Raw genomic sequence first — 19,283 nt, 5'->3', positions numbered from 1 at the left:
GCCATCGTCATCGCCTGAAAGGACACGTCATGCGCCGCCGCAGATCCACCCCCGAGCAGATCGCCGCACGCCGCCAACGCGTCGCCGAACTATCCGCAACCGGCATGCCCATCCATCAAGTCGCCGCCACCCTCAACATCAGCGAATCCGTGTGCATCAAAGACCGCCGAGCCCTCGGGTTGACCGTCGCCAAAAGCCACCCCACCCGCCTTCGGGCATGGCAGATCGAGCACGCCCGCCGCCGCATCGTCGACGAGGGCGCAAACGTCGAACACGTCGCCGCAGAACTGGGAGTCTCCCGCAGCGTCCTGTACCGCCGATTCAGCAACACCCGGACCACCAACCTCAAACGCATCCCCGACAGCGTGATCGAAACCGCTTGGAACAAAGTCCAATCCGGCGAATACCGGCACCTGCGTGAAGCTGCCGAAGCTGTCGGGATCAGCGACGAAACACTGCGCCGCCGATTGAAGGAATCCGGGCTACGTATCCCACCCAGGCGAGGCGCGAACGTCGCGGACTTCGACGACACCGTGCCATGCCCACACGGGTGCGGACGATTCGCGCACCCGCTTCCCGCTGAGGCAACCAGCATTCTCGGATGGCCAGCGTGCGAAGGCGGCACAGCGCAGGACGTGGCGGCATGAGACCACAAGATCTCCTCGCGTCCGGCCGCATGGGCCGCGACAGCGTCGCCGACTACGAAGCATTCATGGACCGCAAGGTCGGGACCGCCGTCGAAGTTGGTCCTGACGTCACTGAATCCGACGTGAACTCACTGCTGCATCCGTGGCAGCGGCGCATCGTCGCATGGGCCGTCCACCGGCAGCGCGCTGCGGTGTGGGCCGACACCGGGCTCGGTAAGACGTGGATGCAGCTCGAATGGGCGCGACTGTCCGGCGACACGGTCTTAATCGTCGCTCCGCTCGCGGTCTGCGCGCAGACTGTCCGTGAAGCATCGAAGCTCGGTATCGACGCGTCGTTCGTGCGCAACGCCGACGACATCTCGGGCCCCGGCGTATGGGTGACGAACTACGAACGCGTCGAGTCGATCCCCGCGGATCTGATCGATGCTGTCGCACTCGACGAGTCATCCATCCTCAAGCAGTCGGATGGCAAGACCCGCACGATGCTCATCGAACACTTCGCCGCGGTCCCGGCCAGGCTCGCATGCTCGGCGACGCCAGCACCGAACGATCCCGAAGAACTCACCAACCAGGCCGAGTTCCTGGGGCGCATGGCGCGCAACCACATGCTCGCCGCGTACTTCGTTCACGACCAGGACGGATGGCGACTCAAAGGCCACGCACTCCGACCGATGATCGAGTGGATGACCACGTGGGCGGTCGCGATCCGCCGGCCGTCCGACATCGGCGGCAGCGACAAAGGCTACGACCTACCCGGACTGCTGATCGACTCCCACTACGTGCCGGTCGACATCGACGCAGAAGGGCAACTGTTCGCGACCGAGCTCGGCGGCGTCTCGGGCCGGGCGAAGGTTCGACGTCAGACCCTCGACGCTCGGGTCGCCGAGGCCGCCCGCCTCGTAAATGCCGAACCGGGGGAGCCGTGGGTGCTGTGGGTCGGGATGAACGACGAAGCCGACGCCCTCGCCAAAGCGATCCCCGGGGCGGTGAACGTGCACGGATCACTCGACGCCGACGAGAAGGCGCGACTACTCCTCGGGTTCGCAGACGGCGACTACCGCGTCCTCGTCACCAAGCCGTCTATCGCGTCGATGGGGATGAACTGGCAGCACTGCGCCCGTATGGCGTTCGTCGGGCTCGGCGACAGCTACGAGCAGTACTACCAGGCGATCCGCCGGTGTTACCGGTACGGGCAGAGACGCGTGGTCCGCGCACACATCGTTCTGTCGGACCTCGAATCACAGATCGCCGACAACGTCGCACGCAAAGAACGGCAGGCATCCGTCATCACCGCCGCCCTCATCGATCAAGCCCGGAAGGACCACGCCGCATGAGCACCATCGAGAACATCGACGCCTACGTCGAGGACGAAGCGCATGGCGACGCGTGGTCGCTGATGCTTGGAGACTCGTGCGAGAGACTCCGCGAACTTCCAGACGAGAGTGTCGACCTGTCGATTTGCTCGCCGCCGTTCGACAGCCTGTACACGTACAGCCCGTCCGTGCGTGACCTCGGGAACAGCGCGAGCCGCATCGAGTTCCTCGACCACTACCGATTCATCGTCGCCGAGCAGCTACGCGTCACCAAGCCTGGCCGCAACGCGTGCATCCACGTCCAGCAGGTCGCCACGAAGAAGGCTGTCGACGGATACGTCGGGCTCACGGACTTCCGCGGCGACGTCATCCGCTTGTTCCAGCAGCAGGGGTGGATCTACTTCGGCGAGACGACGGTCTGGAAAGACCCGCAGGCACAGTCGATCCGGACTAAATCGCAGCAGCTCGCGTTCGCATCCAAGAATCGGGACTCCGCACGAATCAGACCCGCGCTCGCCGACTATCTCCTGATATTCAAGAAGCCCGGCGACAACGAGACCCGCATCCCGCACGACGTCACCGAAGGTGAGCTGACCAACGACGACTGGATCGATTGGGCATCACCGATCTGGACCGACACCGACGCCGGCGGATACCTCACCGAGGATGGCCACATCTCGCCGGTGTGGTTCGGCATCCGCGAATCTGACACCCTCAACGCGCGGGCTGGCCGCGAGGCCGCCGACGAACGGCACATCTGCCCGCTGCAACTGGGGTTCATCGACCGCTGCATCCGCCTCTACAGCAACCCCGGCGAGATTGTCCTGACCCCGTTCGCGGGCATCGGATCCGAGCTCTACCAGTCGATCAAACGCGGACGCCACGCAGTCGGAGTCGAACTGAAACCGTCGTACTGGCAGGCCGCGGTCAACAACCTGCGGGCACTCGAAGCCGAACTGACTGCACCAACTTTGTTTGATGACGGTGCGGCATGAGAATCCGGTCAACCAAGCCCGAGTTCTGGCGGTCACGAACAGTCGCCTCCGTGTCGTGGGATGCACGACTCGTTCTCAAGGGCCTCGAGTCGTACGTCGATGACAACGGCGTAGGCAAGGACGACATCGCACTGATCGTCGGTGACGTGTTCCCTCGCGACATGCTCGCGAGCCCTCGCGAGACTGTCGCGAGGGTGTCCGAAGCTGTCTCCGAGCTCTTCCAGGCCGGTTTGGTGTGGCGATACGAGGTCCAGAACACCCCACTGCTGTACGTGTCGAGCTGGGAATCAATCCAGCGCATCGACAAGCCCGGCAAGGGGCGTTTACCCAGGCCAGACGGCACGATGGACTTCAAAGAGTCAGAGATTCGCGAGAGTGTCGCGAGCCCTCGCGAGAGTGTCGCGCCTGGAACAGGGGAACAGAGGAACAGGGGAACAGGGGATAAACCCCCTACCCCCTTGCGTACTCAGGTCCAGACGCGCGACAGCGCGCCTGAGTCAAAAGCGGTGACGCGAATGCACGAGCTCAACTCGACCGCAGTCGGCGCAGCAGCGATCGAAGTCGCAAAGCACTACACCGCATGGGCCGGTGGTGGCATCGATTCTCGGACACGCCACGAGATAGCTCGCGAGGTTGACCCGCTACTCGCTGACGGAATCGACCCAAGACAGATCGCGGAAGGCATCAAAGCCTGGCATGCCTCTGATTCGTGGTCGCCGACTCAGCTTCGAAGATTCGTCGCCAAGGCGGCGAGACCCGCACAACCGGACGCGAAACCCACCAAGGCCACTCTCCGCGCCGTCGACACCATGACCGCCGCCGAACAGATCATCGCCGCAATGGAGACCGCATGAACGTCAACGCCAGACCCGAAACCGTGCGCGCCGTCGCAGCCGCCATCAGCCGCGCCGAAATCCACGACGACCGCATGACCGCCGACCCCAACCGCATCACCGCCTGGGCCGAGACCGCCGAACCCCACGGCATCGACGACACCGCACTCGCATGCCGCGCCGTCGACGCCCACTACACGCGCGCCGACGCCGACACACTCCGGTGCGGAGCGTTCATCGGCGCCTACCGGAAACTCCGGGCACTCGACGGCGAGGAAGCGAAAGGGGCCGCAGTCGGATCCCTGCCACCCGGAAACGTCGACGGCGGCATCAGCGCCGACGGAGAGCCCGTGTGGGACGCCTACGACCAACACGGAGCCATCGACCGCGAATGCCCGACCTGTGGAGCAGGCGAGCGAGAGGCATGCGTCAACGCGGTCAACGGCAAGACGCGGAAAATCCCATGCTTCGCCCGATTGCGGAGGACGCAGCGATGATCCCGTTCTCGTTCACGGTCCCGGTCGCGCGCCCAGTGATGACGTCCAACGATCAGCGGGCGTGGACGTGGCCGAAAGTCCGGCAAGCGAAACAGGCGATGGCATTGCAAGTCAGGGGAGCCGCGCGCGCCGCCCAGATCGCCCCGCAGACGGAACAGGTCGCCATTCGGGTCACCTGGTACCCGAAAGACCGAATCAGACGTGACAGCGACTCGCTCGGGCCATTCGTCAAAGCCGCACTCGACGCACTCGTCACCATGCACATCCTCGCCGACGACAACCGCGACCACGTCGCATCCGTCACCACCGCAATCGGACAACCCGACAAGACGAACCCGCGCATCGTCATCACCATCGTCCCCGCCCAAGCCTGCTGGGTATGCGGCGATACCAAACCACCACCCGAATCCTGCGGACTCGAATGCCAACCCGAAAGGACCGCCCGATGAGCCACACCCGTACCGCGTGGGCCGTCCGACAGGACGACGGCACGATCATCCACTGCCACACGCGAGAGACCGCGTACTTCATCGCCGAACGCAATCACGGCTCGACCGTCGTTTACCACGAAGTCCACGTCACCGACTGGACCGAACCCGAAGGAGCACCCGCATGACCATCGACCCAAGCACTTGCACGCCCGACGAGTTGTACGTGGTGAAGGCGCAGTACACAGGCGTCGCCGAGAGGTACGGAATGCGCGTCAACAAGGGGCTGTATCCGTGGGCAGTCCTGGACGGCAGCAACCATAACGACGACGAGGTGACCGTCATCCGCCGCGCCGACCAGCCACTCACCGACTGGGAAATCCTGCGACAGGCGGCAGCTGTGTACGAAGCGCGCACAGAAGGGCCATGTGCGGCCGCGACGGGCATCCGCATCTACGCCGACCGTCTCGAAGCCGAGCACAAACGGGAAGCACTCATCGAGAAAGTGGCCGGAACCATCGCGCACGCACGTTGGGGGAAAGCCGACGCCTACGTAATGCCGTCCGCCCGACACATGGCCCGCGCACTCGCTGACGCTGGCCTACTCGCCGAGGCGGTCGAGTCATGATCGCCGGTACACGCGCCGCCCGCACCGGCGTGGTCGAATGCCCGCGCTCCTGGTCCTGCCATTGCGGAACCACCCTCACCAGCGACCACCGGCCACTCGTGCGACGAGCAGCCGACCACACCGCGAACTGCACGGAGGCGAGATGAGCGACCACCTTGAACGCCACGAAGTTAGGCAGCTCCGAGAACTTCTCGCCACCGTGCCCGGCCTCGTCGAAGACCTACTCAACGTCGAATGCCGCACCGCGCGACTATCCAAACCAGGACTCAGCAAAGGCCGCAGACCGAAACCCGGAAGCAGCATCCCGTTCCACATCGGAGCATCCGAAGCCGCCGACCTACTCCACAACACCCTCGTCGGATGGGCGCGAGTAGTCCTCGACCAAGGCCGCGGCAACGGACAACCCGCCAACGCAACACTCTCGATCGCCAAGTGGCTGCACCGCAACACCGAAGCCCTCGCCCTCTGTGAAGGATCAGCCGAAGCACTCGACGAGATCCAATACGCAGTCGGCGAGTGCCGCCGCGTCGTCGACATTCCACCCGACGACGAGGTGTCGATCGATCCGCAACGACTCGAAGCCGCGAACCGAAGCATCGTCACACGCGACAGCGTCGAGGTGATCGCACAGAAGCTCGGAGACCTCGGGCAAGGACTGACAGCTCGACGAGTACGGACACTCGAGAAGGCCGGCGTCCTTCGCGCAACCGGGAAAGATCGCGACAGCGGCACGCTCTTCTACAAGCTGGGTGACGTGCTGACTGCACACGTTGCACACAAGCGGGGGAGTTGACAAAAGCGTGTCACCCTAGCGTGATACGCTTTGCGTAGCGGGACAGTTGGTCGTCAGACCGGCGGTCCCGTTTCGCGTATCTACGCCCAAGTCTTCCGGTCCCGCCACATGCAGCGCACGAGCGCACACCCAACGGGTACGACGGGCCGGAACCCAACACCCCGACCGCTGTCAGTCCCGTGGCGCCCCATTCGTGCCGCCGCGGGAACGCAAGCCGTGAGCCAAGACGCGTACCTTTCCGCCGAGCCACGCGCTGCAGCACGTCGGGGCCAGAACTTCACACACTCGGGAGGTGTCGTGAATGCAACACGCGCCTGGACAATCCTGGTCGCCGGCATAGGCATCTACGAGTACGCCTGCATCCACACCGGACACCCCGAGCACCTCCTCAGCCGCGGACTAGACCGAGCCCGCGCAACGCACCCTGTCGCGAACATCGCCGTACTGGCGACAATCGCAGCCACCGCCGGACACCTGGCACGCATCACGCCACCGCGTCTCGACGTCTTCGCTCTTCTCCACATCGCCTAAGCGATCCCTGTCGAAACGAGGCCGACCATGCGTGGTCGCATCCTGTGCGCGCTCGTCTGCGCCGCCATCATCAACCTGCCCATCGTCGCCATCGTGGGCGCACCAGAAGCCACGGCTGGCGGATGTGTGCAGAACATTGCCGTCGGCGGAACAGGTGACACCCGATCGGCATACGTGCCAGGCGCGCCACACTCGAGCCACCGCATCGGCTACCAAGCCAACATCTGGGACCCAGCATCACGCCCGAACGCCGAACGGCAGATCCGCTCTGTTGCCACCCGAGCATGGGCTCGCGGCTGCCACGTCACACTCTGGGCCTACAGCCTCGGCGCGTCGGCAGGCAGCACAGTCACCGACAGTTGGATCCGCCACGGCACCAGAGGATCCTGGAACGCCGTCTTCACGGGCAATCCGAGAATGCCTCGGCACGGCAACCTCATCGGCATCGAAGCCGCAGGACTCCCGTACATCGGATATGCGTACAGAGGCAGCCACATCCGGTCCTCGAAGATCGTGAACAGATGCCACAACCGTGACGCCGTGTGCAGCACCCCAGCGCCGTGGCACAGCAACATACCGAGAGCCTGGGATCACCTGCTCGGGTACGCCTTCCAGAACCAGCACCGGTACTGACAGGCGGCCACCATGACCTCCCTCGCCCACTGGCTCACCGACCAGCTCGCAGAAGCCATCCGCCCCATCAGCGACCGCATCGCCCGCGACATCGCACAGCGTGTCCGCGTCGACGTCACCATCCGCTTCACGCTGGAGGACTGAACCATGTGGGACGACATGCACGACGTGTTCGACGACGACGAACCACTACTCGGCGACGTCGGAGACCTACTCCCATGACCACGCGCCGCACACCACGCGCCTGCTACGCCGCACAACACACGCAGCACGCAGGCCACACCATCCACGTCTGGTGCGCCAAAGAGAACGGCCACACCGGCGAACACCACACCGTCGCAGGCGTCACCTTCACCGATCACGCGCACGACAAGGAGACGCGATGAGATGGTGTGAACGCTGCCTGGTCCGCCGCCTCGCCGACTGCTCCATCGTCTGCTTCGCCGAGCGCAGGCACGACGACCTGAGCACAACAGACCACACGCTGTACGTCACCAACAGCAGCGACGACGCAGCATGAGCAACTGGGGACACGGAGGCCGCACCTACCGCGGGTTCCCCACCTCGGTCGTCGCCCAGGCCCACCGCGTCCTGCCATACCACTGCGCAACATGCGGACGAGACGACACCACACTCGAGCTCGACCACATCAACAACAATGCCGAAGGCGGCACAGACACCATCGACAACGCCCAATGGCTATGCCCCCGCTGCCACAGCGAAAAGACCCGCGCCGAAGCCATCCGAGGACGCGCACGACGCGCAGCACGAGGGCGCAGACCCGCAGAGAAGCACCCCGGACTCCTCTGAGAAACCTCAACGAACCGCGGGAGAGTTCGGCCAACAGAAAAGCCACTGACCAGGCACTACGCCGAAACCAAGACCCCAGCAAGCCCCTGACCTGCGGAAACGCGACACCCACCCCCCGTCACGCCGAAAACCCGACCGATGTCCGAATTGTGACCCAGGGGGCACCCCCGACCCCCACCCCTCGCCAGGAGGCGTAGGGCATAGGCGTTGCGGCTGGCTACGGGTCTGGGGGATTCGGGCCAGACCGGAGAATGCCCGTGGGTCAGTCGCCGATGTATCCGGTCTCTGGGTCGATCATTGCGAGGAAGTTCCTGATGGCGTCGTCATGGTCAGGAGGGACCGAGGAGTCTGGAACTATCGTGCCGTCGCCTGGGTCGGTGTGGTGAATGCACCGTAGGCGACTGCTGGTGAATCCGTAGTTCGGGTTCGGGCCGGACACCCATTCGTACGACCAGACATCGTCGCCTGCGTGTCTGACGATGAATGTCTCACCGTCCACGACAATCTGCTCTTCGTTCACCGTTTCAGGATAACGGCGAACCGGGCGCGTAGCCTCTCCGCGATCCAATGAGAGACCGCCTTCTTTCGAACGAACGACCCCCAGGGAGGTGATCTAGATGGCTGGTCGTGGACCTGCTCCGAAGGATCCCGCCAAGCGCGCGCGGACGAACAGCGACCCGACGGGGATGCGCGTCTACGCGGCGGATCCGGTGTCGCAGCCGGAGCTCCCGGAGTTCGATGTCCAGGTCGAGGTTGACGGGACTACGGTCTCGCAGACGTTTGTGTGGCCGGAGGCTACGCGGCGTTGGTGGGCGACGTGGGGTGCGGAGCCGATGGCTCAGGACTTCACCGCGACGGACTGGGATTTCTTGCTCGATTCGGCGCTGTTGCACGCGAAGGTGTGGGGTGCTGGTGACTTGAAGTTGCTGCCGGAGCTCCGGTTGCGGGTGGCGAAGATGGGTGCAACGTCTGAGGACCGTGCTCGTCTGCGGATCGCTTACGCGCAGGCGGACGAGGCGGATGAGAAACGGTCGAAGCCGCAGTCGTCGGCTCGTGAACGTCGGGGCCCGTTGAGGGCTGTCTGATGCCGTGGAAGCCTTCGGCACCGGACGAGGTGCCGACGCTTGGCTGGTATGCGCTGGACTGGATCTCCGAGAATCTGGCGGCACCGGCGAAGATGGATTACGAACCGATGGTCCCGTACCGCGAGCAGGAGGACTTCATTCTCCGCTGGTACGAGATCGACCCGACGACGGGCCGGTTCAAGAACCAGCGGGGGCTGATCGGCCGACCACGTGGCTGGGGCAAGAGTCCACTGCTGGCGGCGATCGCCGCGCTCGAGGGTCTCGGCGACGTCTTGTTTGATGGCTGGGACGCTGACGGCCAACCAGTCGGCCGACCGTGGTCGACGGTACGCACGCCGCTGGTGCATATCGCTGCGGTGTCGGAGGACCAGACGCGGAACACGTGGCAGCCGCTGCTGGAGATGCTGCGCGAGGGACCGGTCATCGACAACTACCGCGGCCTGGATCCGTTGGACACGTTCGTCGTGCTGCCGAAGGGCCGCATAGAGATGATCACGGCGTCGGCGCGTTCCACGAAGGGCGCACCGGTCACGTTTGCGACGTTGGATCAGACGGAGGAGTGGGTGCCGTCGAACGGTGGCCCGCGGCTTGCGCAGGCGATCCGGACGAACGCTGCGAAGAACGGTGGCCGGACGATCGAGTCGCCGAACGCGTTCATCCCTGGCGAGAACTCGGTCGCGGAGGAGTCGGCAGCGTATGCGTCGGCGATCCGCGAGGGACGTTCACGGAACACAGATTTGCTTCTCGACCATCGAGAAGCGCCGGCCGACACGGATATGTCGGATCGCGAGTCGCTGACTCACGGCCTGCGCGTGGCTTACGGCGACAGCTCAGGCCATCCCGACGGATGTGTCCTGCATGATCCGCCGTGCGCGCCAGGCCATGTCGACTTGGAGACGCTGATAGCCCGTATCTGGGATCCGACATCGGACGTCCAAGTGGTTCGTTCGGACTTCCTGAACCAGATCACGCACGCCTCGGACTCGTGGATCTCGCAACCCGAATGGTCGGCGTGCCTCGATGTCGATGCGGTGCTCTCTGATGGCGATCCGGTCGTGCTCGGTTTCGACGGTTCGCGCGGCCGGGCCCGCGGCAAGGCGGACGCTACGGCGTTGATCGGCTGCCGGGTGTCAGACGGTCTGCTGTTCGAGGTGCGTGTCTGGGAGCAACCAGACGGACCGGCGGGCAAGGACTGGACACCGAATGCGACCGAGGTCGACGTGACGGTGCAGCAGTGCTTCGAGCGGTACAAGGTCGTTGGGTTCTATGCGGATCCGTCGGGTTGGACTGAGCACATCGCCCGTTGGGAGTCCCGGTACGGGCGCCGGTTGAAGGTGCGTGCGACGCAGGGCGAACCGATCTCGGTGTGGCCCCGCGGCAAGACCTCGAACGTCGGCCACGCGGTCGAAGCGTTCCACTCCGCTGTCGTGAACGGCGAGGTGAAGCACGACGGCGGGCCGACACTCGGCCGACACATTCTGAACGCTCGTCGGCGGGCGACGCGGACGGGATACCTGATCTTCAAGGCCTACCCGGATTCGCCGGAGAAGATCGACGCCGCCTATGCAGCGGTGATGGCTTGGAAGGCTCGTCTGGACGCTCTCGCGGCTGGACTCACAACAGTGCGACAGAAGCGCGTACGAAAGGCGGTGATCGGATGACCACGTCGATCAGTCTGCCGACGTTGACTCTGTCGGAGTCGGAGCAGGACACGGTTGGTCTTCTGCGGAACCGTCTCGTGCAGGTGAAGGCGAAGAACAAGATCAAGTCGGATCTGTTCGAGGCGAAGACTCCTCCGGAGGATCTGGGAATCGCGGCGCCGCAGGATCTGCCGGACGTGATCAATGCTGTTCTCGCGTGGCCGGCAACCGTGGTCAATGCGGTGGAGGAGCGTCTGGAGAACCGTGGATGGCGCGGTGCGTACGAGGACGAACTGGCGGCCGTCTATAGGGATAACCACCTGGATGTCGAGTGTGGACGATGCCATCTGGACGCGCTGATTTATGGGGTCGGATTCGTCACGGTCGGTCGGGGAGACACTGACGCCGGGGAACCCGAGGTGCTGATCACCGCAGAGTCGACCGAGACATGCACGGTCGAATGGGACTTCCGGTTGCGCCGCGCGGTATCTGCGCTCTCTCAGACTCACGACGATAACGGCAACGTTGTCATGGAGACGCTGTACCTGCCGGACGAGACGGTCCGGTTCGAGCGTGGTCTCGGTGGGCGTCTGTCTGTTGTGGCGCGCGATGTACACGGCCTGGGTCGGGTGCCTGTTGCGCGGATGCTGAACCAGGATCGGGCGTCGGACGTGCGCGGCCGGTCGGAGATCACGCGGCCGATTGCTTACGCCACACGGGCGGCCGCGCGGACCTTGTCCGGGATGGAGATCAACCGCGAGTTCTATACGTCGCCGAAGTGGACGATCCTGAACGCTGACCCTGAGGTGTTCGGGTTGAGTGAGGACAATTCGCCGGAGAGGAATGCGCGCGCCGGGTGGAAGGCGACTCAGGGCAACATGAACGTTGTGCCGCCTCAGCTTGACGAGGACGGCAATCCGGTGACGCCGCAGATGCACGAGTTTCGTCCGGCGAGCCCGGCACCGTACATCGATCAGATCCGCATGTATGGCGACATGGTCTGCTCGGCGTCGAATCTGCCGCACTACTACTTGGGCTTCCGGACGGAGAATCCGCCGAGCGCTGACAGCATCCGGCAGCAGGAGGCACCGCTGGCCAAGCGCGCGGAGCGCCGCCAGAGGTCGTTCGGTCACTCCTGGCTGGAGGTTGCGCTGCTGTCGCTGCGGATCAGCGGTGTTGATGTCGATCCTGCCGAGTTCCGTGAGGTCAACGTCGATTGGCGTGACCCGTACACTCCGACGAGGTCAGCGGCCGCTGACGAGGCTGTGAAGCTGATCGGCGCGGGAGTGTTGACCCCGACGTCGAAGGTGACGCGGGATCGTGTCGGGTTGTCGCCGCAGGAGCAGCAAGAGCTCAAGACTGAGGAGCGTGCCGCCTCCGGTGGCGGCCTTCTTAATGCGATTCTGGCTCGCCAGTCGGGCGAGGATGCGGCTGCCGATCCGGCGCAGGACGTGAACGTGCTCAAGGCAAAGTTCGAGGCGCTCGGTGTCGCAGTCCGTGCTGGTGTCGATCCGCAGGATGCGGCTGCGCGTCTCGGGCTGCAGGGCGTCAAGTTCACCGGCGGTATCCCGGTGGCGCTCCGCATGCCCGAACAGGACGCGGCCAAGCTCGAAGCGCGATGAATCCGTACGAGATTTTCCGTCGGGCGATCCGCGACCTGAATGTGCAGGCGCAACGCGACCTGGACACGATCTGGCGGTCGTCGGCTGGTGATCCCGCGGCGCTCGCGGAGATCCTGGCCGAGGTCGTGCAGACGTACGGTGCGATGTCGGCGTCGGTCGCGGCCGAGTGGTACGACGACCTGCGCCGCGATACTGGTGTGCGGCCGGGCTTCTCGGCGGTCATCCCGGAACCGGCCATACCTGGAACGACTGCTCTCGTTGAGTGGGCGACCGTGAAGGCGACGTCGGAGGATTCGTTGAAGTCGCTGATATCGGGGGGCCTGCAGAAGCGGATCACGAACTACTCGCGCGACGTCATCATGACGTCGTCGATCCGGGACCCGCGATCGAAGGGTTGGATGCGGATCGGCGACGGCAACTGCGATTTCTGCTCGATGCTGATCGGCCGAGGCGCTGTGTACAGCAAGTCGACAGTCGACTTCGCGCCGCACGACCACTGCAACTGTTCGGCGGCTCCGTCGTGGAATCCGAGTCAGACGCAGGCAGTGCAGAACCTGTACGTCCCGTCCGCGCGACGCCGATCGGACGAGGTAAAGGCTGCGGACGCTGAGCGTGTCCGTCGCTGGATCGACGCAAACCTGTAGAGGCTTCCGCCCCGCGATGGGGTGAAGGCGCTTGGCCGGCGCTCAACGGCCAGATCTGCCCGCGATGGGCTTTGACCCGACCTCCGCGATGGGGGCGGAAGGAACACCATGACCAAGCAGCAGATGCGTCTCCGTTTCATCGAGGGCGGCGAAGGCGGCGACGGGGGAGGCGGTACACCGCCCGCGGATCCGAAGCCGACAGACCCACCCGAAGGGGACGGGGACGAACCGCTCGGCGAAGCAGGGAAGAAGGCTCTCGCTGCTGAGCGCGCGACCGTGAAGGATCTCCGCGCTCAGATCAAGGCGCTCGAGGATGCCGCGAAGGCAACCCCCGAACCGAAGCCGGAACCGAAGACTGAAGGCGACGACGTCGCCGACCAGCTCGCCGAACTCAAGAAGCAACTCGACGACGAGAAGGCGGCACGTACCGCGGCCGAGACCGCAGCCCTGCGTTCGCGACTCGGCGCCAAACTGCCCGCCGAACTCCTCGACCTCCTCACTGGAACCACCGAAGAGGAGATCACTGCGCAGGTCGAGACGCTGGCGCAGCACATCAAGACCGGTCCGACGCCGAACCCGCAACAGGGTCAGGCTCCGGGCAACACCGGCGGCTCCATCGCCGCTGGCCGCGACCGCTACAAAGCGGCGCACTCCTAAACGTTGCAGACGATGGTCGTCTGCATCCTGAACACTCTGGAAGGAGTGATCACCCATGACCCAGCTCAACCCGAGCACGGAGTCTTTCGGTGCAGGCGACCAGTCGTGGCTCGGCTCGCGCCACGGTACTGATGTCGCGAAGTCCGCGACCCTCGCCCCGGCCGCTTGGTCGGCGAAGGTCTCGGATGGTCGCATCAAGTCCGGCGAACCCTACGCCATCAAGTCGGGCCTCGCCGTCCCGTACGACTCGGCCGACGAAGCCGGTGCAGAAGTCCTCGCGGGCTTCGTGTTCACCGACACCCCGGTCAACGCGTCCCGCGGGAACGTCACGTTCGCGGGCGTCTGGCATGGCCGCATCATCCTGTCCAAGCTCCCGTCGACGGTCGCCGCTGATGCGACCCAGTCGGGCCAGTTCCTCCTGGAGGCCTGATCATGGCGACCCTCTACACCGAAACCATCACCCCTCAGGAGCTGACCGGGTTCGCCCGCGCAGCCCAGGATGACATCGAAGCCAAGCAGGGCACCCTCGCTCAGTGGCTCCCGAACAAGCCCGTGAACGACGTCGTCGTTCGCACTGTGGTCGGCAGCAACGGTGCTGGCGAACTCGCCCAGTACCGCAGCTTCGACGCCGAGACCCCGATCGGGTCGGGCGGCAAGGCTGAGCGCAAGATCTTCGAGCTTCTGCCGCTCGGCCTGAAGGAGCGGATCGGTGAATACGATCAGCTCCGTGCCCGCGGTGGTGACGGCGCGGCGATCGCCCTCGGCGGTATCGAAGCGGCAACCATCCGCACCGTCCGCGCGATCTCCGATCGCCTCGAGGTCGCCCGCGGCCAGGCACTCGAGACCGGTGCGCTGTCGATCAACGAGAACGGACTCATCCAGACCCCGTCGTTCGGTCGCCCCAACGACAACACCGTCACTGCGGCGGTGCTGTGGTCGGCGAGCTCGGGCGTCAAGATCCTCGACGACCTGATGCTGTGGTCGGAGGCTTACGCTGACGCCAACGAAGGTGCCGCTCCCGGTTCGCTCGTCGTGTCCCGCAAGGTCCTCGCGGCCATGCTCAAGGACTCGGGCATCCAGGCGCTGGTTCGCGGCGCGAACTCGACGGTCGACGCTCCGGTGTCGATCGACGGCCTGAACGCTGTCCTGACCGGCTACGGTCTGCCGAACGTGCACGTCTACGACCGGAAGGTCAAGGGCACCCGCACCACCAGCGAGAAGAAGCTGTTCCTTCTTCCCGAAGCGGTCGACCCTAACTCGGGCAGCAACGTTCTCGGCGCGACCTTCTACGGTCCGACCCTGGAGTCGATGGAGCCCGAGTACGGGATCGGCGCATCGGAGCAGCCGGGCATCGCTGTCGGCGCGTACAAGACCAAGGATCCGATCGGGCTTTGGGTGCACTCGAACGCGATCGCGTTGCCGGTGCTCGTGAATCCGGTCGCGTCGATGGTCGCGACCGTCCTCGCCTGATGCGTATCCGCAGCGATCTGGTCGGCGTCGTCCACATCGGCGGGGTGGTGCTCGCTGCTGGCGACACCGTCCCGGACGGTGTGACGGTCGGCGACCACCTGGTTGCCGAGAAGGTCAAGGAGGCCGACAGTGGCAGCACTGGCCGAACCCGCCGACGTGGAAGCACGTCTCGGGCGACCTCTGACGACTGACGAAGCCGAGCGGGTGCCGGCGCTTCTCGACGAAGCGTCGGCATCCGTGCGGGCCTTCATGCGGTGCGTCCCGGATCCGGTACCGGACGATGTCGCGCTGGTCGTGTCTCGGATGGTCAAACGCGTCCTGGAAACACCGGTGACGCAGGCTGTTCCGCAACACATGGAGCAGTTCTCCCGCGGCGCGGGACCGTACTCGCAGTCGGGGACCTTCACTGAGGGGTCGACGTCGGGGAGCCCGTGGATGACCAAGGACGACAAGCGGATACTGCGCGGCTTCGGCTGCCGTAGTCGAGCATGGAGTTTCGAGACCCGATGACGTTCCCACTGTTGTTCTCTGTCGGTCACCGTGTCTACAACGGGTCGGGCGAGGACGCTCACGGTAACCCTGTCGAATCGTGGGCGACTCCGGTCGTGCGCGAAGTGTACGGCTGGGGTTCTCCGCAAACATCGGAGCCGAAACTGGCGGGCCACGACCGGGAGATCGTCGAAGTCGAGTTGCTGGTTCCTCCGGGATTCTCGTGCAGTGCGCGGGATCGGATGGTTCTCGACGGTGTCGAGTTCGAGGTGATCGGGGGCCCAGAGATGTTCGACCACAACCCGTTCGGCTGGAATCCCGGCGGCATCGTGAATCTCAAGAAGGTGGACGGATGATGATCGAGGTCATTGTCGGCACTGAAACCAACGAGACCGGCGAAGTTGAGGATGTGTTCGACAGCTTCGACGGTCCGCAGGTCACGTGGATAACCGAACCGTCTGGGGTGCTCGTGATCATGCAATCTCCGGGGAAGCTGTGGGTGGCGTACGCGCCAGGCCAGTGGCAGAAGGTGAGGTCGTCATGAAGATCGAGTTCAACCCGCAAGCGTTCTACGAGATCCGCCGTGAGCCTGCCGTGGTCGCCGAGTTGGACAAGATCGCGCAGAAGACCGCCGACTGGTGCAACGCCAACGGCAAGGGGACGTACGCGGTCGGATCTCAGCAGGGCCGTAAGGCTCCGCAGGGTCGTTGGCGTGCGTCGGTCGTGACTGCGGACGCGACGGCGATCGCCTACAACGCGAAGCACCATATTCTGCTGCGTGGGCTGTCTGCGGGTGGCGCGTGATCTCGCCTCTTGGGGTTGCGCGAGCGGTGCTGACTGAAGCAGTGCCGGGTGTACCAGTGGCAACGAAGGTGCCCAACCCTCGACCATCTCGGTTCATCCGTCTGGTGCGAGTGGGTGGCGGGCACTCACGCGAACTCGACCGCATGCTCCTTGTCGTCGAGTGCTGGGCGCCCGACGGCGTGCAGGCCGAACTGGATGCGCTGACGGTGTCCGATGCGCTACGAACCGCGCCATCTGGCGGTCCGCACGGCGGCGGATGGGTCACGCACTGGGACACCAACACCATCGCGGACTTTGCGGATCCGGAAGTGACTACGCAAGCCCGGTTCACGGTGACTGGGACGCTCGTCACGATGACTTTCAACTGAATATTCCCCTCCACGGCTCCTGACCAACTTGCTCTAGGAGGGCATTCTCATGGCTATTCAGCACACCTACCAGGCGCAGAGTGTGGACGGCGGCGTGGCTTTCATGCTGGACGATCCGGCGCTGCTGCCCGACGATCCGACCGCGGCCCTCACCGAGGACCAGAAGGCGGGTTCGCTCGGCGTCCTCACCGACTCGGGTCTGTCGAAGGGCATCACCCGCACGTCGAACGTCGAGAAGGACTTCGACGGCGGCGACTACGTGACCACGCAGTCGGAGTACTCGGGTCTCTTCAAGTTCACTCTGTTCGACGTCGACCTCGAGACGGTCAAGAAGATGCTGTACGGCGACGCGAACGTCGAGTTCACGCCGGCCGACGAAACTCACGGCAACCAGTACCACATCAAGCACAACGCTGATCAGCTCCCGATCAAGCCGTTCTTCTTCCTGACCAAGTCGGGCAAGAAGCGTGAACTGCTGGTCGTCGAGAACGGTCGTGTCGACGAGATCGGCGAGCAGGTCCACAAGGGCGGCGAATCGACGAAGGTCGAGGTCACCGTCCGGTCGTCGAAGAACTCGAACAACAACTACATCGAGGAGTACAGCGACGACGGCGAAATCGTGACGGCCCCTTGATCGCCGTGCCGGGGTCGGGCCTCTTCCCCGGCTCGGCGCTCTACCCAGGAGGTGAATGACCTGTGGCTTTGAACGACTGGCAGGACGGCGCGGTCGGCGGGACACCGTTGACCGCGGCGCGTCTGAATGAGCGTGACACGGCGATCGTGGACGCAGGGAAGACCGCTACGTGGGGGCAGGTGTCGAACAAGCCGTCGACATTCCCGCCCGCCACACACTCGCATGACGTCGCTGACGTGACGGGACTGCAGGCGATCCTCGACGACTACGAGACGCGGATCGCCGCGCTCGAAGCGGCAGCCGAATAGCTGCCACCAACCTGGCCTCGCGGGGTGCAACCCCTTTGGTCAGGAGCCGCCAACGCATCGCGTTGGCAGAACCCCCGCGAGGCCGGGTTCCAGCTCCGACCACCACCCAACGTCTACAACCAGGAGGCTCCTGACCATGGCCCAACGCGTAAAGCTCGGCGGCTCCACCGACCATATGATCATCCTGCCGATTGACCTCGAGGATGGCGGCGACGTCATCGAGGTGACAATGCCGCTCATGAACTGGATGCCGCGCTCGGCGGTCAACGACTACAAGCAGTGGATCGAGCACGTCACCGAACTCGGCGACAAGTACGACAAGTGGCAGAAGGCTGTCGAGGAGTACGAGAAATCGGACCCGAAGCCTCGCAAGAAGCCGGGTGACGCTCCGTGCGATCCCGACGATCTGCCGACCGAGCCGCGACTGTTCCAGCTCCGGCACCTCAAGCCGTTCTGCACGGACGCCGAGTACAAGCGGATCGTCGAGAACTGCTCGCCGGGTCTTGCGAACGACATCTTCCAAGCGATCCTCGGTGCGGGCGAAGACGACGACGAGCCGGAGATCACTGAGGGGGAATCTTCGGCCTCCACGGGCTCCTAGCGGAGCACGGGGAGGCCATCGAGGCCGACCTTATCGACCGCGGACTCCGACTGCGTGACCTCGGGACGTACGAGTTCTCGTGGTCGGACCTGCGGGCGATCGTCAAGACGCGGCGTTTCGACTCCGCACTATCCCGATCGATCGACCCTGACGGTTGGTTCTGGAACGACGCCCGAACGTATCTGGCGGCAGAGTCCGCGACAATGCTGTCGGCGGTTCGGTTCTGGACGATCATGGGACTCCGAGTGTTCGACGAGATCCCCGACGAGTATCTCCCTGTCCAGTACGGGCCGACTCATGAGGACGACGATTCTGCCGAGGACGCCGTCAACGACGACCGGGATGCGCGGGCGCGAGCCGTCGCCGACGAACTGATGGCCGGCTAGGGCTCGTCGGCGAACCTCTGCATCCCACGGAGGATGCCCTCGGAGTGCGTGTTCAACTGCATGTCGTACACGACGCACATGCGGTCTGCTGTGTTGATCCAGCACCGGTCCGTTTCCCACTTGTTGTATGTGTCCAGGAACAATGTGAGTGATCCAGGATCATGCTCCGCGTCCGCGGGGAGTGTCTGCGCGGCGTCGCGAAGCGCAGCGATCTGGTCTGACAGGCATCCCCACTCGCCGTCGCCACATTCGCTGTAGAGGTGAACGCCCACCTGACCGAACGTTTTCCATGACGTGATCTCGTCGGTTGTCGTTGGAGTTGTCTCCGCGACGCTGCTGGCCTTAGTTGCAGACCCATCATCACTGCCGCATCCAGCGAGCACAACGATCGCGGACGCTGCCACGAGTGCTGCGAACTGTTTCTTCATGAGCGCATCTTACGTGCTCATTTCTGGCATCTTGCGCCC

General features: G+C 64.6%; 34 protein-coding genes. 32 read left to right on the top strand and 2 right to left on the bottom strand.

Annotation, left to right across the window (positions count from 1 at the left end; all coding sequences use genetic code 11):
* Positions 1-29: 29 nt before the first annotated feature.
* From ACTIMF_RS01975 to ACTIMF_RS01905, 15 genes are all read left to right on the top strand, one after another.
* On the top strand, positions 30-647 hold the full coding sequence (locus tag ACTIMF_RS01975) for a hypothetical protein (RefSeq protein ID WP_442348589.1): 618 nt from the start codon (positions 30-32) through the stop codon (positions 645-647).
* Positions 644-1,981 (top strand): DEAD/DEAH box helicase, encoded by a 1,338-nt coding sequence (locus tag ACTIMF_RS01970; protein WP_442348588.1) that lies wholly within the window; start codon positions 644-646, stop codon positions 1,979-1,981. Before ACTIMF_RS01975 ends, ACTIMF_RS01970 begins: the two co-directional genes overlap by 4 nt.
* The gene (locus ACTIMF_RS01965) at positions 1,978-2,955 is read left to right on the top strand and encodes a DNA-methyltransferase (protein WP_442348587.1); all 978 of its coding nucleotides are present in this window, start codon (positions 1,978-1,980) and stop codon (positions 2,953-2,955) included. The genes ACTIMF_RS01970 and ACTIMF_RS01965 overlap by 4 nt, the downstream gene beginning before the upstream one ends.
* Before the next feature lie 194 nt (positions 2,956-3,149).
* A complete protein-coding gene (locus ACTIMF_RS01960; RefSeq protein ID WP_442348586.1) occupies positions 3,150-3,809 on the top strand; it encodes a hypothetical protein in 660 nt (219 codons plus the stop codon).
* Positions 3,806-4,285, top strand: coding sequence for a hypothetical protein (locus ACTIMF_RS01955; protein WP_442348585.1), 480 nt, complete (start codon positions 3,806-3,808; stop codon positions 4,283-4,285). The genes ACTIMF_RS01960 and ACTIMF_RS01955 overlap by 4 nt, the downstream gene beginning before the upstream one ends.
* Positions 4,282-4,734, top strand: coding sequence for a RusA family crossover junction endodeoxyribonuclease (locus ACTIMF_RS01950; RefSeq protein ID WP_442348584.1), 453 nt, complete (start codon positions 4,282-4,284; stop codon positions 4,732-4,734). Before ACTIMF_RS01955 ends, ACTIMF_RS01950 begins: the two co-directional genes overlap by 4 nt.
* Entirely contained in the window at positions 4,731-4,901 is a 171-nt protein-coding gene (locus tag ACTIMF_RS01945) for a hypothetical protein (RefSeq protein WP_442348583.1), read from the top strand. The genes ACTIMF_RS01950 and ACTIMF_RS01945 overlap by 4 nt, the downstream gene beginning before the upstream one ends.
* Positions 4,898-5,341 carry a hypothetical protein gene (locus ACTIMF_RS01940; RefSeq protein WP_442348582.1) on the top strand — a complete coding sequence of 148 codons (444 nt, stop codon included), beginning with the start codon at positions 4,898-4,900 and terminating at the stop codon, positions 5,339-5,341. Before ACTIMF_RS01945 ends, ACTIMF_RS01940 begins: the two co-directional genes overlap by 4 nt.
* 142 nt (positions 5,342-5,483) lie before the next feature.
* Positions 5,484-6,134, top strand: coding sequence for a hypothetical protein (locus tag ACTIMF_RS01935; RefSeq protein WP_442348581.1), 651 nt, complete (start codon positions 5,484-5,486; stop codon positions 6,132-6,134).
* Between the two features lie 297 nt (positions 6,135-6,431).
* Entirely contained in the window at positions 6,432-6,665 is a 234-nt protein-coding gene (locus ACTIMF_RS01930) for a DUF7427 family protein (RefSeq protein ID WP_442348580.1), read from the top strand.
* 27 nt (positions 6,666-6,692) lie between these two features.
* The gene (locus ACTIMF_RS01925) at positions 6,693-7,298 is read left to right on the top strand and encodes a hypothetical protein (protein WP_442348579.1); all 606 of its coding nucleotides are present in this window, start codon (positions 6,693-6,695) and stop codon (positions 7,296-7,298) included.
* A 12-nt stretch (positions 7,299-7,310) separates the two neighbouring features.
* Positions 7,311-7,442 (top strand): hypothetical protein, encoded by a 132-nt coding sequence (locus tag ACTIMF_RS01920; protein WP_442348578.1) that lies wholly within the window; start codon positions 7,311-7,313, stop codon positions 7,440-7,442.
* 74 nt (positions 7,443-7,516) lie between these two features.
* A complete protein-coding gene (locus ACTIMF_RS01915) occupies positions 7,517-7,684 on the top strand; it encodes a hypothetical protein (protein WP_442348577.1) in 168 nt (55 codons plus the stop codon).
* The gene (locus ACTIMF_RS01910; RefSeq protein WP_442348576.1) at positions 7,681-7,818 is read left to right on the top strand and encodes a hypothetical protein; all 138 of its coding nucleotides are present in this window, start codon (positions 7,681-7,683) and stop codon (positions 7,816-7,818) included. Before ACTIMF_RS01915 ends, ACTIMF_RS01910 begins: the two co-directional genes overlap by 4 nt.
* Positions 7,815-8,108, top strand: coding sequence for an HNH endonuclease (locus ACTIMF_RS01905; RefSeq protein ID WP_442348575.1), 294 nt, complete (start codon positions 7,815-7,817; stop codon positions 8,106-8,108). The genes ACTIMF_RS01910 and ACTIMF_RS01905 overlap by 4 nt, the downstream gene beginning before the upstream one ends.
* 262 nt (positions 8,109-8,370) lie before the next feature.
* Here the strand turns inward: ACTIMF_RS01905 and ACTIMF_RS01900 are convergent, their stop codons facing one another.
* A complete protein-coding gene (locus tag ACTIMF_RS01900; RefSeq protein WP_442348574.1) occupies positions 8,371-8,628 on the bottom strand; it encodes a hypothetical protein in 258 nt (85 codons plus the stop codon).
* 97 nt (positions 8,629-8,725) lie between these two features.
* On the opposite strand from ACTIMF_RS01900, the gene ACTIMF_RS01895 reads away from it, so the two are divergent.
* The 17 genes from ACTIMF_RS01895 to ACTIMF_RS01815 all read left to right on the top strand — a co-directional run bounded on the left by ACTIMF_RS01895 (position 8,726) and on the right by ACTIMF_RS01815 (position 18,816).
* Positions 8,726-9,193 (top strand): phage terminase small subunit, encoded by a 468-nt coding sequence (locus tag ACTIMF_RS01895; protein ID WP_442348573.1) that lies wholly within the window; start codon positions 8,726-8,728, stop codon positions 9,191-9,193.
* A complete protein-coding gene (locus tag ACTIMF_RS01890; protein WP_442348572.1) occupies positions 9,193-10,854 on the top strand; it encodes a hypothetical protein in 1,662 nt (553 codons plus the stop codon). Before ACTIMF_RS01895 ends, ACTIMF_RS01890 begins: the two co-directional genes overlap by 1 nt.
* Positions 10,851-12,455, top strand: coding sequence for a phage portal protein (locus ACTIMF_RS01885; RefSeq protein WP_442348571.1), 1,605 nt, complete (start codon positions 10,851-10,853; stop codon positions 12,453-12,455). Before ACTIMF_RS01890 ends, ACTIMF_RS01885 begins: the two co-directional genes overlap by 4 nt.
* Complete coding sequence (locus ACTIMF_RS01880; protein WP_442348570.1) at positions 12,452-13,099, top strand: VG15 protein; 648 nt, start codon at positions 12,452-12,454, stop codon at positions 13,097-13,099. Before ACTIMF_RS01885 ends, ACTIMF_RS01880 begins: the two co-directional genes overlap by 4 nt.
* A gap of 108 nt (positions 13,100-13,207) precedes the next feature.
* The gene (locus tag ACTIMF_RS01875; RefSeq protein ID WP_442348569.1) at positions 13,208-13,756 is read left to right on the top strand and encodes a capsid assembly scaffolding protein Gp46 family protein; all 549 of its coding nucleotides are present in this window, start codon (positions 13,208-13,210) and stop codon (positions 13,754-13,756) included.
* 55 nt (positions 13,757-13,811) lie between these two features.
* The gene (locus ACTIMF_RS01870) at positions 13,812-14,186 is read left to right on the top strand and encodes a potassium transporter (protein WP_442348568.1); all 375 of its coding nucleotides are present in this window, start codon (positions 13,812-13,814) and stop codon (positions 14,184-14,186) included.
* 2 nt (positions 14,187-14,188) lie between these two features.
* Positions 14,189-15,226: a major capsid protein gene (locus tag ACTIMF_RS01865; RefSeq protein WP_442348567.1), complete on the top strand. Its 1,038-nt coding sequence runs from the start codon at positions 14,189-14,191 to the stop codon at positions 15,224-15,226.
* Entirely contained in the window at positions 15,226-15,417 is a 192-nt protein-coding gene (locus ACTIMF_RS01860; protein WP_442348566.1) for a hypothetical protein, read from the top strand. Before ACTIMF_RS01865 ends, ACTIMF_RS01860 begins: the two co-directional genes overlap by 1 nt.
* Positions 15,356-15,736, top strand: a complete 381-nt coding sequence (locus tag ACTIMF_RS01855; RefSeq protein ID WP_442348565.1) for a hypothetical protein — start codon at positions 15,356-15,358, stop codon at positions 15,734-15,736. Before ACTIMF_RS01860 ends, ACTIMF_RS01855 begins: the two co-directional genes overlap by 62 nt.
* On the top strand, positions 15,733-16,071 hold the full coding sequence (locus ACTIMF_RS01850) for a hypothetical protein (protein WP_442348564.1): 339 nt from the start codon (positions 15,733-15,735) through the stop codon (positions 16,069-16,071). Before ACTIMF_RS01855 ends, ACTIMF_RS01850 begins: the two co-directional genes overlap by 4 nt.
* Positions 16,068-16,259 carry a hypothetical protein gene (locus ACTIMF_RS01845; protein WP_442348563.1) on the top strand — a complete coding sequence of 64 codons (192 nt, stop codon included), beginning with the start codon at positions 16,068-16,070 and terminating at the stop codon, positions 16,257-16,259. Before ACTIMF_RS01850 ends, ACTIMF_RS01845 begins: the two co-directional genes overlap by 4 nt.
* Complete coding sequence (locus tag ACTIMF_RS01840; protein ID WP_442348562.1) at positions 16,256-16,519, top strand: hypothetical protein; 264 nt, start codon at positions 16,256-16,258, stop codon at positions 16,517-16,519. Before ACTIMF_RS01845 ends, ACTIMF_RS01840 begins: the two co-directional genes overlap by 4 nt.
* Positions 16,520-16,587: 68 nt before the next feature.
* Positions 16,588-16,887 carry a hypothetical protein gene (locus tag ACTIMF_RS01835; RefSeq protein ID WP_442348561.1) on the top strand — a complete coding sequence of 100 codons (300 nt, stop codon included), beginning with the start codon at positions 16,588-16,590 and terminating at the stop codon, positions 16,885-16,887.
* A 49-nt stretch (positions 16,888-16,936) separates the two neighbouring features.
* On the top strand, positions 16,937-17,521 hold the full coding sequence (locus ACTIMF_RS01830; RefSeq protein ID WP_442348560.1) for a hypothetical protein: 585 nt from the start codon (positions 16,937-16,939) through the stop codon (positions 17,519-17,521).
* Between the two features lie 62 nt (positions 17,522-17,583).
* Positions 17,584-17,829 (top strand): hypothetical protein, encoded by a 246-nt coding sequence (locus ACTIMF_RS01825; RefSeq protein ID WP_442348559.1) that lies wholly within the window; start codon positions 17,584-17,586, stop codon positions 17,827-17,829.
* A 136-nt stretch (positions 17,830-17,965) separates the two neighbouring features.
* Positions 17,966-18,430, top strand: a complete 465-nt coding sequence (locus ACTIMF_RS01820; protein ID WP_442348558.1) for a hypothetical protein — start codon at positions 17,966-17,968, stop codon at positions 18,428-18,430.
* A gap of 203 nt (positions 18,431-18,633) precedes the next feature.
* Positions 18,634-18,816: a hypothetical protein gene (locus ACTIMF_RS01815; RefSeq protein WP_442348557.1), complete on the top strand. Its 183-nt coding sequence runs from the start codon at positions 18,634-18,636 to the stop codon at positions 18,814-18,816.
* On the opposite strand, the gene ACTIMF_RS01810 is transcribed toward ACTIMF_RS01815, so the two are convergent.
* A complete protein-coding gene (locus tag ACTIMF_RS01810; protein WP_442348556.1) occupies positions 18,813-19,244 on the bottom strand; it encodes a hypothetical protein in 432 nt (143 codons plus the stop codon). The two genes, ACTIMF_RS01815 and ACTIMF_RS01810, sit on opposite strands and share 4 nt — an antisense overlap.
* Positions 19,245-19,283 lie beyond the last annotated feature (39 nt).

Origin of the sequence: Gordonia sp. (in: high G+C Gram-positive bacteria) (assembly GCF_052106715.1) — a bacterium.
In the GTDB taxonomy this organism is placed as follows: domain Bacteria; phylum Actinomycetota; class Actinomycetes; order Mycobacteriales; family Mycobacteriaceae; genus Gordonia.
This window is presented reverse-complemented; position numbering and strand designations above follow the sequence as displayed.